Annotated in this window: 14 protein-coding genes and 2 tRNA genes; 5 read left to right on the top strand and 11 right to left on the bottom strand. The window is 42.3% G+C overall.

Annotated elements, in window-relative coordinates; translation table 11 throughout:
- Positions 1-7 precede the first annotated feature (7 nt).
- The 11 genes from C509_RS0106800 to C509_RS0106750 form a co-directional block, all read right to left on the bottom strand.
- A complete protein-coding gene (locus C509_RS0106800; protein WP_018706165.1) occupies positions 8-940 on the bottom strand; it encodes an ABC transporter permease in 933 nt (310 codons plus the stop codon).
- Positions 940-1,869 (bottom strand): ABC transporter permease, encoded by a 930-nt coding sequence (locus C509_RS0106795; protein WP_018706164.1) that lies wholly within the window; start codon positions 1,867-1,869, stop codon positions 940-942. The genes C509_RS0106800 and C509_RS0106795 overlap by 1 nt, the downstream gene beginning before the upstream one ends.
- Positions 1,870-2,002: 133 nt before the next feature.
- Positions 2,003-3,673 (bottom strand): peptide ABC transporter substrate-binding protein, encoded by a 1,671-nt coding sequence (locus C509_RS0106790; protein WP_018706163.1) that lies wholly within the window; start codon positions 3,671-3,673, stop codon positions 2,003-2,005.
- A gap of 214 nt (positions 3,674-3,887) precedes the next feature.
- Positions 3,888-4,844 (bottom strand): ABC transporter permease, encoded by a 957-nt coding sequence (locus C509_RS0106785; protein ID WP_018706162.1) that lies wholly within the window; start codon positions 4,842-4,844, stop codon positions 3,888-3,890.
- Positions 4,837-5,760 carry an ABC transporter ATP-binding protein gene (locus C509_RS0106780; protein ID WP_018706161.1) on the bottom strand — a complete coding sequence of 308 codons (924 nt, stop codon included), beginning with the start codon at positions 5,758-5,760 and terminating at the stop codon, positions 4,837-4,839. The genes C509_RS0106785 and C509_RS0106780 overlap by 8 nt, the downstream gene beginning before the upstream one ends.
- Positions 5,761-5,764: 4 nt before the next feature.
- On the bottom strand, positions 5,765-6,475 hold the full coding sequence (locus C509_RS0106775; protein WP_018706160.1) for an ABC transporter ATP-binding protein: 711 nt from the start codon (positions 6,473-6,475) through the stop codon (positions 5,765-5,767).
- Positions 6,472-6,846, bottom strand: coding sequence for a GntR family transcriptional regulator (locus C509_RS0106770; protein WP_018706159.1), 375 nt, complete (start codon positions 6,844-6,846; stop codon positions 6,472-6,474). Before C509_RS0106770 ends, C509_RS0106775 begins: the two co-directional genes overlap by 4 nt.
- A 2-nt stretch (positions 6,847-6,848) precedes the next feature.
- Positions 6,849-7,634 carry a hypothetical protein gene (locus C509_RS0106765; RefSeq protein ID WP_018706158.1) on the bottom strand — a complete coding sequence of 262 codons (786 nt, stop codon included), beginning with the start codon at positions 7,632-7,634 and terminating at the stop codon, positions 6,849-6,851.
- A 904-nt stretch (positions 7,635-8,538) separates the two neighbouring features.
- Positions 8,539-9,135 carry a DNA-3-methyladenine glycosylase gene (locus tag C509_RS0106760; RefSeq protein WP_018706157.1) on the bottom strand — a complete coding sequence of 199 codons (597 nt, stop codon included), beginning with the start codon at positions 9,133-9,135 and terminating at the stop codon, positions 8,539-8,541.
- A gap of 21 nt (positions 9,136-9,156) precedes the next feature.
- Positions 9,157-9,384 carry a hypothetical protein gene (locus C509_RS23565; RefSeq protein ID WP_154654362.1) on the bottom strand — a complete coding sequence of 76 codons (228 nt, stop codon included), beginning with the start codon at positions 9,382-9,384 and terminating at the stop codon, positions 9,157-9,159.
- 60 nt (positions 9,385-9,444) lie between these two features.
- A complete protein-coding gene (locus C509_RS0106750; RefSeq protein WP_245542443.1) occupies positions 9,445-10,410 on the bottom strand; it encodes an alpha/beta hydrolase in 966 nt (321 codons plus the stop codon).
- A 195-nt stretch (positions 10,411-10,605) separates the two neighbouring features.
- On the opposite strand from C509_RS0106750, the gene C509_RS0106745 reads away from it, so the two are divergent.
- The 5 genes from C509_RS0106745 (at position 10,606) to C509_RS0106725 (ending at position 14,216) form a co-directional block, all read left to right on the top strand.
- The gene (locus C509_RS0106745; RefSeq protein WP_018706154.1) at positions 10,606-11,910 is read left to right on the top strand and encodes a homoserine dehydrogenase; all 1,305 of its coding nucleotides are present in this window, start codon (positions 10,606-10,608) and stop codon (positions 11,908-11,910) included.
- Positions 11,907-12,968 (top strand): threonine synthase, encoded by a 1,062-nt coding sequence (gene thrC / locus C509_RS0106740; protein ID WP_018706153.1) that lies wholly within the window; start codon positions 11,907-11,909, stop codon positions 12,966-12,968. Before C509_RS0106745 ends, thrC begins: the two co-directional genes overlap by 4 nt.
- On the top strand, positions 12,965-13,876 hold the full coding sequence (thrB, locus tag C509_RS0106735) for a homoserine kinase (RefSeq protein ID WP_018706152.1): 912 nt from the start codon (positions 12,965-12,967) through the stop codon (positions 13,874-13,876). Before thrC ends, thrB begins: the two co-directional genes overlap by 4 nt.
- 134 nt (positions 13,877-14,010) lie before the next feature.
- A tRNA-Thr gene (locus tag C509_RS0106730) sits at positions 14,011-14,083 on the top strand.
- A 43-nt stretch (positions 14,084-14,126) separates the two neighbouring features.
- Positions 14,127-14,216, top strand: a tRNA-Ser gene (locus C509_RS0106725).
- The last annotated feature ends 215 nt before the right edge of the window (positions 14,217-14,431 follow it).

Here is a 14,431-nt window from a genome sequence, read left to right as displayed (position 1 = left end):
ACCTCTCTTATTCTCGCAATTTAGGATCGAGTGCATCCCGAAGCCCATCACCGAATACATTAAAGGCAAGCATCGTCAAAGAGATTAAAATAGCTGGTATGAAAAGCTGATAAAAATGTCCTACATGAATACTTCCGAGCGAATCACTGACTAATGTTCCCCAGCTTGCCTGCGGCGCCTGGACTCCCAATCCAAGGAAGCTCAAGGTCGCCTCTGCAAATATAGCCGTCGGAACGGTAAGGGTTATGTTTACAAGAATAGGACCAAGCGTATTTGGTATCATATGTTTTCGTAAAATCCAGCCCATTTTCGCCCCTATTGCGTTGGATGCCTGAACGAATTCCTGTTCCTTCAACTGTAAAACCTGCCCTCTCACCAGCCTGGCCATCTGAATCCAACCTGTGATCGACAAAGCGATGATAATCGGCCAGATTCCTTGCTCCATGACAATCATGACTAAAATGACGACAAGCAAATATGGAATGGAATAAAGAATTTCGGCAATCCTCATCATGGCGTTATCGACGCGGCCGCCTTTAATGGCTGAAATACCACCGTACGCAACACCGATGATAAAGTCGATCAGCGCCGCCATCACCCCGATAAACAGTGAAATTCTTGCACCATACCAACTCCGGGTGAACAGATCCCTTCCTGCTGAGTCGGTTCCGAACCAATGTTCAGTGTTAGGCCTCACATTCTTTTTTGTAAAATCCTGTTCATAATACGTAAATCCGTTCAAATGCGGACCGATAATCGCCATGATGGTCAACAAAATAATCACTAGCAACCCGAGCATCGCAAGCTTGTTTTCGACCAGTCTCTGCCATACATCTGACCAGTAGGAAACAGAAGGCCTGGCAATTTTCTCGGCTTCCTTATAATTGTCTTCCGCGGGCAAAAACATCTCTTCCGTCAATTTCAGTTCCTGCTTACTCATCAGCTGCTCTCCCTTGCAATCTTGATTCTGGGGTCAATCCATGTATAGGCGATATCTACAATAAAGACCAATCCAATCAGAATGATGCTGTAAAAGATGGTAGAACCTAATATGACCGGGTAATCACGGTTGAAGATACTTTTTACAAACATTTCTCCCATGCCTGGAATCCCGAAAATATACTCAACGATAAAACTTCCAGTTACTAGGTTGGCAGTTAGAATCCCTAGAACGGTCACAACAGGCAGGATGGCATTCCTTATCGCATGTTTAATGATAATCACACTGCCCGACAAACCTTTTGCCTTGGCTGTTAAAATATAATCCTGATTCATCACTTCCAGCATGCTGGATCTCATGAGCCTGGCTATAAAAGCCATGGGCATCATAGCAAGTGCGATCGAAGGGAGTATTGTATGCGCCCATGACTTCCATGTAGCTACCGGCAACAATTCCCACTGCACTGCAACATAGTGGATTAAAAACGTTGCCAAGACAAAATTCGGAACCGACAAGCCTATGATGGCAAGTACCATTGAAGTGTAGTCAGGCCAACGATTCCTGTTCAGTGCGGCGATGACTCCAAGGATCAATCCGAACGTAACCGCTATCAACAATGCCTGGAGTCCCAGATGTAGAGAGACGGGAAAGCCCTTTTTAATATAATCATTGACTGTAATAGACTTTGATTTCATCGATGGACCAAAATCAAGTTGGAGAACAGATTTTAAATAGTTACCATATTGGACAATTTCCGGCTTGTCCAGATTGTAATGGCGCTGCAAGTTATTATATACAGCCGGGGGCATCGGTCCTTCTTTGGCAAATGGATTCCCCGGAATAATTTTCATAATGATAAAGGTGAGTGTAATGATGACCCACACTGTGACAATTGCCCAAAATAATCGATTTAGTGTATATTTCCACATCTTTAACACCTCTTTCATAGTGCTTATTTCTTGCATGATTCAGCAGCTAAGAAACAAAAACCGTCTTTTCCCTAAAATTGGACCAAAACCAGGTATGCCAAGAATGGCATACCTCGAGTTTTGCAATGCATGTTTATTTTTCAATATCAGCATAAATAAACTGAGGGTAACGGTTGATCGGTGTAAAGACCCCTTTTACATGCGGTTTGACAGTAAAAGGCATCGTGTAGAAATATACCGGTATAATAGGCATTTCATCCATTAAAATTTCTTCCGCTTTATGCATGGCTTCCATACGCTCTTTTGGATCCATGGAAGTTTTTGCAATTTTTACATTTTTGTCGTACTCTTCGTTGCTCCAGTTGGCATCGTTGAAGGAGCCTCCTGTTACCCACAGATCCACGAATGTCATTGGATCCACATAGTCTCCTTGCCAACCTCCACGGGAAATTTCATAGTCCCCTGCTTTTTCTCGGTCAAGCTTGACTTGGAATTCGACATTTTCCAATGTGACATTAATACCCAAGTTTTTGCGCCACATTTCCTGGACAGCTTCAGCGTTTTTCTTATGTCCTTCATCCGTATTGTATGTCAGTTTGAATTCAGGCATTTCATCCATGCCTTCTTCTGCAAGTCCTTCTTTTAAAAGCTTTTTCGCTTCTTCCACATCTTCCTTAAACAATTCTCCGGAGTTTTCCTGGAAATCTCCTTCAACATCAGGTATCCCGGGAGGAATGATACCATACGCAGGCTGCTGTCCACCTTGTTGGACGTGTTCAACAATCGCCTTGCGGTCAATAGCCATGGATAACGCCTTTCTGACCTTGACATTGTTAAACGGTTTTACATCATTGTTTAAATTATAATAATAAACAGTAAAATCCGGAGCAAGTTCAAATTCTGGATCGTCTTTGCTGCTCAGCTCACCTGTTACATCCGGCGGCAATGGATAGACAAGGTCCAGTTCATCAGCTTGATACATTTGCCATGCAGTATCAGCATTGTCGATCATGACAAAGTTGACTTCATCCAGATTGATCTTATCCTTGTCGTAATAGTTTTCATTTTTCTCCAATTTCATGCTTTCTTTATGTTTCCATTCAGTCAGCTTGAACGCACCGTTGGATACATAGGTGTCTGCTTCCAGTGCCCATTCAGGGTTTTCTTCCTGTACCTTTTTATTCACAGGATAATAAGTATAAAAAGATGTCAAATCAAGGAAGTAAGGTGTCGCCTCTGCAAGCTTCACTTCAAGAGTATGGTCGTCTAACGCCTTTACCCCCACTTTCTCTTCCAGCTCAGCATACTCATCCTTGTTCTCGGAGCTGTTGTACTCTTCTCCGCCTTCAAGGTAATATAATTGATAGGCATATTCGGCAGCGGTATCAGGATTGAGTGCATACTTCCATGCATATTCAAAGTCATGAGCAGTTACAGGGTCATCGTTGGACCATTTCACATCTTCTCTCAGATTGAATGTCCACGTGATGCCATCATCACTGACCTCCCAATCCTTAGCCATTCCGGGAACAATTTCTCCTTCGGGAGTTTTCTTCGTCAACCCTTCAAAGGCATGCTCCAAGACCCACGAATCATGTGTTCCCTGTGCTGTACCAGGATGCAAGGAACCAGGCTCTTCATTGTTGTTCAGGTTCAAAACCTTTTTGCCATCGGACTGTTCTTCACCGGATTTTTCTCCATCAGAAGAATCAGGCTTTGACTCGGTTTCGCCACTGAAGCATCCGCCAAGAAGCAAAATGAATGCGGTTACAAAACTGAATAATGTAAAACGCTTCTTCCTCAAGTTTATTCCCCCTTTTCGAAATTTTGCAACGGATCAGCAAACAATTGCCTATCCACTACTATTCTATGATGCCATTTGCAAATCATTTGCTTTTTCGTTACAACACTAATATAACAAAAAGGGGGAAGATTTCCAATATTTTATTATTCTATCAAATTAATTGTCGTTGAAATTTTGTAATAGATCTAGAATTTATTTTGGACACTTTATACGATTACGAAGCAATATCACGCCTTGTAAAGCACGTAAATGCCAGAATGTGAAAGATGGAAAAATAGATGAATAAAATTATCACGGAAAACTTCATCGTCATGCTGTCGACCAACGGCATCCCATCGACATATTGCATCAAATTCGTATTTGCGAACAGGCTGTATTTTGCCCATTCAAATTTACTTGCCAACAAATTCGTTACCGTTCCGCCTGTAAAAAGCAGAAAAACTGAAAGACCTATTGCCAGCGCACTGCTTCTGAATACCGCAGATATCATAAAAGCCATAGCTGCAAGCAAAAAGATACTTAAAGAATTAAAAGCATAGGATTTGAGTAAGAATAAAAGCAGACTTCGCTCTTGGACCTGTCCGTCTATATATACCAAGTGAACATTCTCTGCTGCATCACCTGTTCCGAATAGTAAAACACCAGCTATACCAGAAAAAACAAACAATATTGCAAGCATGAGCAACAGGAAAAAATTGACTGTTATATATTTTGAAAGCAGTATTTTCCACCGTTTATAAGGTTTTACCAGCAAGACTTTGATGGTTCCCCATGAAAATTCGTTGGCAACAATTCCTGCTGCGATAATCAACACGAACAATCCGGCAAAAGGAATCAGAGCCGTCGAATCATTTAGGAACGTCCAAACTGTATTTCCAGAAGCTGGAGGTATATTATTTTTAATCCGATATTCATTTACAGCCACCTGTTTATGAATGAATTCCTTCATAGACGGAGTCATTATTTGTATATCTTCTGATTCCTGCTGCAATGATTCGTTTTCCGCCATCAATTCCTGCTTCCAGTCCGTTCCTGACGGTTTTTCTTTTCCTTCAAAATACTTAGTCATTCCAGCATTGGCAATCAAAATCAAAATGAGGAGACCAATCATGATAAATGTACCTCTTTGTCTAAAAATCTTCTCCCATTCATTTCTTACCAAATTAAACATGTGCTGCCACCTCCGAAGTATTGGTTATTTCCAAAAACTTCTCCTCAAGAGATTTCTTGAGTGGGCGAATTTCAAAAACAAGCAGATCATGCTTCAATAGCAGACGCAATACATCCGGAACCTCACTCGTTTCCAGAAAGATTTGAATGCCATTCTCATGCTTTACCGCCTGGATGCCGTTTCTGGACAATACTTTTATTGCCTTATTCCGATTATCCACATCACAGAAATACGTTTTTTTATCCGATTCTGTCTCATCGCTTTGAACATTTTGGACATTAATCAGCTTTCCCTTTTGAATGATGGCAATCCGGTCACACATCATTTCCATTTCGGAAAGCAAATGACTGGATACGATAATTGCAAGATTCTTCCTTTCAGCCAACTTTCTTAAATAGTCCCTGATCTCCCTTATTCCAGCAGGATCAAGACCATTGGTTGGTTCATCCAAAATGAGGATTTTCGGGTCATGGAGAAGACTTTGAGCAATACCTAATCTTTGCCTCATCCCCAAAGAATAGGTTCTGACCTTATCGTGGATTCTCTCAGTCAAGCCGACAAGCCTGATAACCTCATCAATTTTTTCCTTGTTGATGCCTTTGTTAGCACGTGCAGCCTGCTGAAGATTTTGGTATCCGGTCAAAAATTTATACAGCTCAGGATTTTCTACGATTGCACCTACATGGCTGATAGCGTCCTCGTAATCTTTTCTGACGCTTTTGCCGCAAATTTTAATTTCTCCCGATGTGATTCCAATCAGACCGACAATCATTCTGATTGTTGTCGTTTTGCCAGCACCATTCGGCCCTAAAAAACCAAACACCTCACCGGCGTTCACATTGAAAGTCAAGTCATCGATAATCTTTCTTCCCTTAATCATTTTCGTCACATTTTCCAGTTCAACGACTCCTGCCATCCCATTACACTTCCTCTCTTTTATTTTCCATTGTGGATTTAAACCACTCTAAAACAGATAAGCCCTGTTCTTCCCGTAGATTTTCCACATTTTCTTTGCCAACTATATCTCCGTTGTAAATGGCAACGACTTCATCCATGATCGGCTCTATCTCGTCAATTTCGTGAGTGGCAATAATGACAGTCTGTTTTTCAAAATTTATATAAGTAAGCAGACTTTTTACAATCGAATCTCTTACCATCGGATCCAACCCGGAAAAAGGTTCGTCAAGCAGGACTACCGGGACATCTCTTGCCAAAGTAAGAACTAGCTTCAATCTTCCCCTGTTCCCTTTGGAAAGCTGTTTGATTTTTTTGTCCGCTGATAGTTCCATTTCCTGGAGAAGCCGAAAGGCCTTATTCTTGTCAAAGTCTGGAAACTGAGAGTCATAGAAATCAATCATTTTTCCTGTGGTAAAAGAATCATAGAACATATCCAGTTCTGTTAAATAAGCGACTTTTTTACTGATCCTTCTTGTCGCTCTTTCCTGTAAAACTAAAACAGTCCCGCTATTCGGATAGACCAGACCTGTTATTAATTTCAAAGTGGTGGACTTTCCGCTTCCGTTCGGACCGAGCAAGCCGTATATTTTACCGGGTTCAAATTTCAACGTAACGTTATTCAATGCTTTTTCTGCACCGTATTTTTTCGTTACGCTGTTCAGTTCAATTGTCACTTCTGTCCACCCTCTTCCAAGTAACTTTTTAATCCGTTCAACATTTGCTGCTTAGAAAATCCCAACTCTTCCATATTTCTTACAAACTGACTGATCACTTCCGTCTGCATGGATTCCTTTAATTCATCCACAACAGTCCCTCTTTCTATTACAAATGTTCCCTGCCCACGCTTTGTCTCCACAATTCCCATCCTTTCCATTTCGGCATATGACCTTTGAATTGTATTTGGGTTGACGCCCGACTGCACAGCCATTTCCCTTACGGAAGGCAATTTTTCCCCAGGCTTTATTTCACCGCGAATGATCCTTTGAAAAATCTTTTCAGTGATTTGTATATAAATTGGTTTGGATGCTTCAAAATCTTTTGCCATGATTACACCTCGACTTTCCTGTCAAGAAGCCAGCTGGAGAGAAAGAAAAATATGACAGATAAAAGGATGTACAGAAGGATTGTCATAATAGGAATGTTTGCGTCGGTATAAATAATGTTCCAGCTATTGTTTGTTCCATAATCCATTTTTGGCGCGATATTAATGTTTACACCAAATGAGAAGACCATATTTTGAATAAGCTTTGTTTTAGCAAGAAGAACTTCCAGCAGATTATACGAAACCCAGACAAGTATGACCACAAGCCAACGGAAATTTTTTATGGCCGGATATTTTCCTAGTGAATGGTAAACTGCCCAAAGAAAAATGACCCAAATGGAGATATACATGGATACTCCAAAAATACCCAATTGCATTAAAAATCCTTGTTTCCATGGAAGGAAATTGTTAAAACTATCTATCACCCCTTCATTCATTAACACTTTCATTACAAATAAGGCGTACAAAGAGATGAAGAATTGCGCTAGCAACTGAACAAGCGCTGCTGCACTGATTTTCGATAGCAATAACTTTATGCTCCCTTGTGGGTTATAAAGCCATAACTGTGTCTTGCCTTCAATATTCAAAACAGTAAGAACCGATAGCGGCGCCAAAAACACATGGAAGCCGGCCATCGTCACAAGAAAAGGAACTGTAATGCTCGGTTCGGATGTATACACAGAGAGCGCATAAACTCCAATCATTCCAAGAAAAAGAAAAGTAAGCCAAACCACGTACCAAAACTTCATCAAGCTTAAATCCTTTTTCAATAATCCTATAAACGCACTCATAACTCAGACCTCCGTTAACATGTATTAGTGTATTAATTAGATAGTACACTAATACAAACATACATGTCAAACTTACTTTGGAAAAATAATCTGTGTGGAAGGATTACTTTTGTAACCAGCTGTGTCATCAAACGTGGGCGTTCTCAGTGGTGGTGCAACGGCTTTCGGGCATCTGTCAGGGGATTAGATACTGGGTTCGGGGGTCGGAGGTCGGGTTCTAACTAGCATATTAGTTACCGATTTCGGACATCAACGCGGGGTCGGGCACCTTTCCTGCCTATTAATTACCGATTTCGGACATCAACGCGGGGTCGGGCACCTTTCCTGCCTATTAATTACCGATTCCGGGACGAAACAACGGATTCGGGCATCTTTCTTGCCTATTAGTTACCGATTGCAGGACTACACACCGAATTCGGGCATCTTTCCTGCCTATTAGTTACCGATTTCGGGACGACACCGTGGATTCGGGCTCCTTTCCAGCGCATTAGTTACCGATTGCGAGACATCAACGCGGATTCGGGCTCCTTTCCTGCCCATTAATTACCGATTTCGGGACGACACCACGGATTTGGGCATCTTTCCAACTCATTTGTTACCGATTGCAGGACTACACACCGAATTCGGGCACCTTTCTAGCCTATTTGTTACCGATTCCGGGGCGAAACAACGGATTCGGGCATCTTTCCTGCCTATTAGTTACCGATTGCAGGACTACACACCGAATTCGGGCACCTTTCCAGCGCATTAGTTACCGATTTTGGGACCACACCACAGATTCGGGTTTCTAAACCTGATATCGATTTCGGATAGCCGCGTTTTAGGCCTCCTATAGATAAGCTGTCACTTCTAATTCAAGCGTTTTTTTTTCATAGAAAAAGAACCTCCAGAATTGAAGGTTCTTTTACTTTGATACATATTGATTTCCCTTAACCCAGAAACGCCACGGATAAAAACGCGCTTCACCTGTATTCTGAATCCCGATTCTTGTACCCTGTTCAATCTCATCCGGAGAATACCCTTTGCTTATGAACAGCGGTCGCTCAAAAAATTTTCGACCATAATCCTCCATTGTAATCCCCATGGCCTTTGTCAGTTTTCCCGGACCATTCGTTAGATTCTTTATTTGATCGACGGGGCGCCTCCGCTTCATCAAGTCGATCCCTTTAACGGGTTCCAAAGCCCGAATCAATACAGCTTCAGGTTCATCAACCCCTGCGCTGACTACATTGATCAGGCAATGAGTATGCATCGTGTATGTGTATACGAGACCTGCTTCCCCAAACATGATTTCCGTCCGCTTGGTTCTCCTGTTTCCGAAGCTGTGTGCAGCACGGTCATTTGGCCCTATGTATGCTTCCGTTTCCACTATATAGCCTGCGGTGAGCCCCTCCTCCGTCTCTTTGACAAGAAGACATCCTAAGAGCGACCGGGACAAATCAAGCGTCGATTGTTGGAAAAAATCATTGTTTAAAGGTTCCATCGTTATGTTTTCATTCATTGTACAACACCCGTTCTACAATCATTCATTTAGTTCATCAAGTGAAATTTCTTTTACTTTTTTTACTTTATTATGATCAGAATCATATTCATATATTTCCAGATAATCAAAGTTTAAGACTCCGAAACGCCCATCACCTAATTGGATAATGTTTGGTTGGGGTTCACCTTCAAAATCGAATTCGGGGTAATCCGTACTGACATCCGAGTTCCCCCCTTTAATAAGAGTCACAATCACCAAAAAAATCAATGTAATCCGGATTCTCCTTAACTCCCTCGCCTGTCCTTCCAATAAATTTCACTCATTTCTTTATTTTTTCATTTCTGCCAATGCCCCGTCAAAGAACCCTTTGACCTTTTCAACATATTCCTCGGAATTTTGTTCAAAGGATTTGACATGGCCCTCCCCTTCAGTCAGCCATAAAGCAAAATTCTCCGGATCCTTTTTCGCCATCATTTCACTTTCAGTATAAGGAATAGATCCGTCTCCTTTATTATGGATAAATAGAACAGGCCTAGGTGAAACCTTATCAACCACGCTGATAGGACTTGCTTCTTCGAGGTCAATGTCAGCCATCATTGGTATGATCGATAATATAAGAGGAGTGAACGGAAAATTCGGCAAATCTGTCCACACCGGCATGTTCACCTTCAAATAGTCGTGCAAATCACTGAAAGGACTGTCGGCAACTACAGCGACAACATCTTCCGATTCGGCAGCGGCCAAAATCGAGGTTGAAGCCCCCATGGAAATACCCAATAATCCGACGGGCTCTTGATAATGTGCCGTTGTCCAGTCAATGGCACCAAGCAAATCAAGCTTTTCTTTTACCCCGACCGTTGTCATTTCACCTTCCGATTCCCCAGCATAACGGAAATCGAACATGATGACACGATAGCCGTCAGCAAGCAGGTTGCTGGCAAGCGGTAAAAACGGGATATTCTCTTCATATCGGTTCCCTTTGTAGCCATGGGCGAATACCAGATTCATTTTTACAGGAACCTCCGGCTCCAAAACCCAGCCGGAAAGTTTTGTCTGTTCATCCTTACTCATAAATTCAATATCCTTATATTTCATTTCGTAATCGCTTGGAAGTACCTCAATTGCTTTTTTTGCAGGCTTTGTCAAATTTGTCCCGACATATACGGAAATTCCGATACAGACGGAAACGGCCAGTAAAATAATTATGATACCGGTCATCCATACGATTTTCTTTTTATTCCATGTACCCGGTCTTTTCTTAATGACAGGTGAGCTGTTCATTGGTTCCAGCATCATCGGATTCCTCCCTATGTTTACCATCTACATCATTATTTCGAGAAAAAGATTTGAATCCCTCTTTTCAGCAAGTCACATTCTGCTCAAAGAAGCAAAAAGCCTTTGAAAAACACCTTGACTTTTAAAGCTGAAATGTCTACTATATAAAAACAAATGTACTTTATAGACAGACAGAAAGGTGAGGAATTTTTAATGAAGAAAGACTATGTATCTATTGGATTATTAGGTTTGGGAACTGTTGGCTCCGGAGTCGTTCAGTTAGTTAAAAATCATCAGGATGAGTTGGTTCATCAACTCGGCTGCGGTGTCAAAGTAAAAAGCATTCTTGTACGGAACACAGAAAAAGAAAGAGACATCCAAATTGGCCAGACATTCCTCACCTCCAACCCGGATGATGTGCTGCAAGACCCTGAAATCGATCTTGTCGTTGAAGTTATGGGCGGAATTGAAGAAGCTAGAGAACATATCACAAAAGCAATACAAGCTAAAAAAAATGTCGTTACGGCTAATAAGGATCTGATCGCACTTTATGGACCTGAATTGCAAAAAGCGGCAGTGGAAAACGGCGTTGACCTGTTTTACGAAGCAAGTGTCGGCGGCGGTATCCCTATTTTACGCGGATTGACAGAAGGTTTGGTTTCCGATCGTTTGAAAAAAGTGATGGGTATCGTCAATGGTACTACAAATTATATTTTAACAAAAATGGAGGAAGAAGGTCAGTCCTATGAAACTGCCTTAAAAAAAGCGCAAGAACTCGGGTTTGCCGAAGCGGATCCGACAGCGGATGTCGAAGGGCTGGATGCTGCCAGAAAAATGGCCATCCTTGCAAGGCTCGCTTTCTCCACAAGCGTAGAGCTCGACGATGTCGAAGTGGAAGGTATCAGCAAGCTCTCCCTTGAGGACCTGCATTATGGGCAAAAACTTGGTTATTCCATGAAACTGATCGGGTTCGCCCAAGTGGATGACCATAAAGTTGAAGTGAGTGTCCAGCCGACATTTTTATCCAAAAGCCACCCGCTATCCTCTGTTAAAAACGAATATAATGCTATTTATGTACAGGGAGAAGCCGTCGGTGAAACAATGTTCTACGGACCAGGAGCAGGAAGTCTACCCACAGCTACTGCAGTTATGGCCGACGTGGTTGCAGTCATTAAAAACTTGCTGCTAGGCGTGAATGGAAAAAGCGCTGTAGCCCCAAGGTATGAAAGTGTGTTAAAATCACCTAAGGAGCGTTATGGACAATTCTATTTCAGGCTTCATTTGGCAGACGAAGTTGGAGCATTTTCACAAATCACAACTTTATTCAACGAGTTGGGTATCAGCTTTGAGAAAATCTTACAAACACCGTTAAATAAAGGGGAATTGGCGGAAATCATCATTGTTACTCATACAGTTTCTCTGGAAAATTTCCAAGAGGCCTTAATGAAGCTTAGGGATTTGTCTGTTGTAAAAGACGTAATCAGTTACTATCGTGTAGAGGGGAATGGAGAAAAATGAATTGGCCGGGCCTGATCTCGCATTATCAATCTTATTTGCCTGTGACAGAAAAAACACCAAGATTAACACTTCAGGAAGGTAACACACCTTTAGTACATCTGGCCCATTTATCAGAAGAATTGGGAATTGAATTGTACGCAAAAGTGGAAGGTGCCAATCCTACGGGGTCATTTAAAGACCGTGGAATGGTCATGGCAGTGGCAAAAGCTGTTGAGGATGGAAGCAAATCAATCATTTGCGCTTCAACCGGAAATACTTCTGCTGCTGCAGCAGCCTATGCTGCCAAAGCCGGAATCAGGGCGATCATCGTTATTCCGAACGGAAAAGTCGCACTTGGAAAATTGGCACAGGCAATCATGTATGGAGCGGAAATCGTTGAAATAGAAGGCAATTTTGATGAAGCTTTGTCAATGGTCCGTAAAATTAGTGAAACAGCACCTGTCACACTCGTAAACTCTGTTAATCCTTACCGGATTGAAGGACAGAAAACAGCTGCGTTCGAAATTTGCGACCAACTTGGCGCTGCTCCGGACGTTTTGGCAATCCCTGTTGGAAATGCCGGGAACATCAGCGCCTACTGGAAAGGGTTCAAGGAATATAACGAAGAGAAACAGACAGGACTTCCTAAAATGTACGGTTTTGAAGCAGAAGGTGCAGCCGCGATTGTAAAAGGTGAACCAATCGCCCAGCCTGAAACAGTGGCAACTGCCATCCGGATCGGAAATCCTGCAAGCTGGAACCTCGCAGTTGCGGCAAGGGATGAATCCGAAGGGAAAATCGAAGCTGTGACTGATGAGGAAATCTTGGAAGCATTTCAACTGATTGCCCGTAAAGAAGGCGTGTTTGCCGAACCAGGATCATGTGCTTCTATCGCCGGAGTTTTGCAGCAGGTGAAAAACGGCAGCATCAAAAAAGGAAGCAAGGTGGTTGCAGTATTGACAGGAAACGGACTGAAAGACCCGCAAACTGCCATTTCCCAAATCGAGTACAACCCGGTCGTACTTCCAAATGATGAAAATGTCATCATAGATTATATTAAAGGCGTGGTTAATGAATGAACGGCTTCACTATTTCTGTTCCGGCAAGCACCGCAAATATTGGCCCGGGATTCGACTCTGTTGGAATGGCACTGAACCGTTATTTGACATTGCACGTTCAAAACAGTGACAAATGGGTATTTGAGCATTGCTCAAAGCATCTACCTACTGCAGAAGCAGCCCAAGATCATTTTATTTACCAAATGGCGGAAAGGATGGCTTCGGAATTTGAAGCCATCCTTCCTCCTTGTAAAGTGGTCGTTGAGAGTGAAATCCCTTTAGCCCGAGGCATGGGCAGCAGCGCCTCTGCAGTCGTGGCCGGGATTGAACTCGCCAACCAGCTTTGCCAGCTGGAATTAACTCCGGAGGAAAAATTGGAATGGGCCACTAAATTTGAAGGCCATCCCGATAATGTTGCTCCGGCGCTTCTTGGCGGATTGATTGTGACTGCCGAAACAAAGCAAACCGACAAAGTCGAGTATTTTCAAATAGACAAACTGAACATGGATCTTGTACTGTATATTCCTCATTTCGAATTGAAGACAGAAACTGCCAGGAAAGTTCTTCCTGAAACATTTAGCCGTACGGATGCAACAACCGCAAGCGGAATTGGGAATGTCATGATTGCAGGAATTCTTTCCGGCAATTATGAGCTAGCCGGCAGAATGATGGAAGCCGATCTTTTCCATGAACCTTATCGTGCATCATTGATTCCAAACTACGATGAAATTCGTCAGGCTGCCAAGGAAATGGGAGCATACGGTACAGTAATAAGCGGTGCAGGACCGACAATGATTTCTTTTGTTCCAAAAGGAACCGGAGAATCTATGGTAAAGGGGATGCAAGCAGTACTGCCCGATTATTCCGTTGAATTGATGGAAGCCGATCGAAATGGGCTACGTGTGGAGAAACTCCAAGTTTGTAAATAATAAACAATCGTGTGCGACTCAAGTTATGATCACTTGGGTCGTTTATTTTTTAGTAAAGAATGGAGCACTATCCAAGAAAAAATTCTTGAAAAAACAATCCATATATATTAGTATTTTTCTATACTTTTTTACATGCTGGTGTAGCACAGTTGGTAGTGCACGTCACTCGTAATGACGGGGTCGCAGGTTCAAGTCCTGTCACCAGCATTTAAACAGACGATCTATGTTACAAGAATCGTTTCCTACATTTGGAGAAGTACCCAAGTCCGGCTGAAGGGGATGCACTCGAAATGCATTAGGGCGGGCAACCGCCGCGTGGGTTCGAATCCCACCTTCTCCGCTTTAATATTTTTATTAACGAACCCTTTATTATTAAGGGGTTAAAAGTGTTAAGTAAAAATTCAACAAGAGTAAAATTTTAATCTTTTGTTATTATGAAAATGGCATTGAATTTGAATTAAATCCCCTTCTGGTGCTGAACCCCAAATGTTAGATTTTTTACTTTAAACTTTTAGGGTGCAGCACCTCTAGGGGCTTTTTTTCTAAAAACTCCTC

Source organism: Siminovitchia fordii DSM 16014 = CIP 108821 (assembly GCF_000374565.1).
GTDB lineage: Bacteria > Bacillota > Bacilli > Bacillales > Bacillaceae_C > Siminovitchia > Siminovitchia fordii.
The sequence above is the reverse complement of the archived record's forward strand: the minus strand, read 5'-3'. Positions and strand labels throughout refer to the sequence as shown.

Bases quoted from the DNA above. Each gene is read 5' to 3' on its own strand.
- C509_RS0106745 (WP_018706154.1), top strand. From the start codon at position 10,606: ATGAAGAAAGACTATGTATCTATTGGATTATTAGGTTTGGGAACTGTT.
- C509_RS0106800 (WP_018706165.1), bottom strand. From the start codon at position 940: ATGAGTAAGCAGGAACTGAAATTGACGGAAGAGATGTTTTTGCCCGCG.
- C509_RS0106765 (WP_018706158.1), bottom strand. From the start codon at position 7,634: ATGAGTGCGTTTATAGGATTATTGAAAAAGGATTTAAGCTTGATGAAG.
- C509_RS0106760 (WP_018706157.1), bottom strand. From the start codon at position 9,135: ATGAATGAAAACATAACGATGGAACCTTTAAACAATGATTTTTTCCAA.
- C509_RS0106785 (WP_018706162.1), bottom strand. From the start codon at position 4,844: ATGTTTAATTTGGTAAGAAATGAATGGGAGAAGATTTTTAGACAAAGA.
- thrC (WP_018706153.1), top strand. From the start codon at position 11,907: ATGAATTGGCCGGGCCTGATCTCGCATTATCAATCTTATTTGCCTGTG.
- C509_RS0106795 (WP_018706164.1), bottom strand. From the start codon at position 1,869: ATGTGGAAATATACACTAAATCGATTATTTTGGGCAATTGTCACAGTG.
- C509_RS0106750 (WP_245542443.1), bottom strand. From the start codon at position 10,410: ATGCTGGAACCAATGAACAGCTCACCTGTCATTAAGAAAAGACCGGGT.
- thrB (WP_018706152.1), top strand. From the start codon at position 12,965: ATGAACGGCTTCACTATTTCTGTTCCGGCAAGCACCGCAAATATTGGC.
- C509_RS0106780 (WP_018706161.1), bottom strand. From the start codon at position 5,760: ATGGCAGGAGTCGTTGAACTGGAAAATGTGACGAAAATGATTAAGGGA.
- C509_RS0106770 (WP_018706159.1), bottom strand. From the start codon at position 6,846: ATGGCAAAAGATTTTGAAGCATCCAAACCAATTTATATACAAATCACT.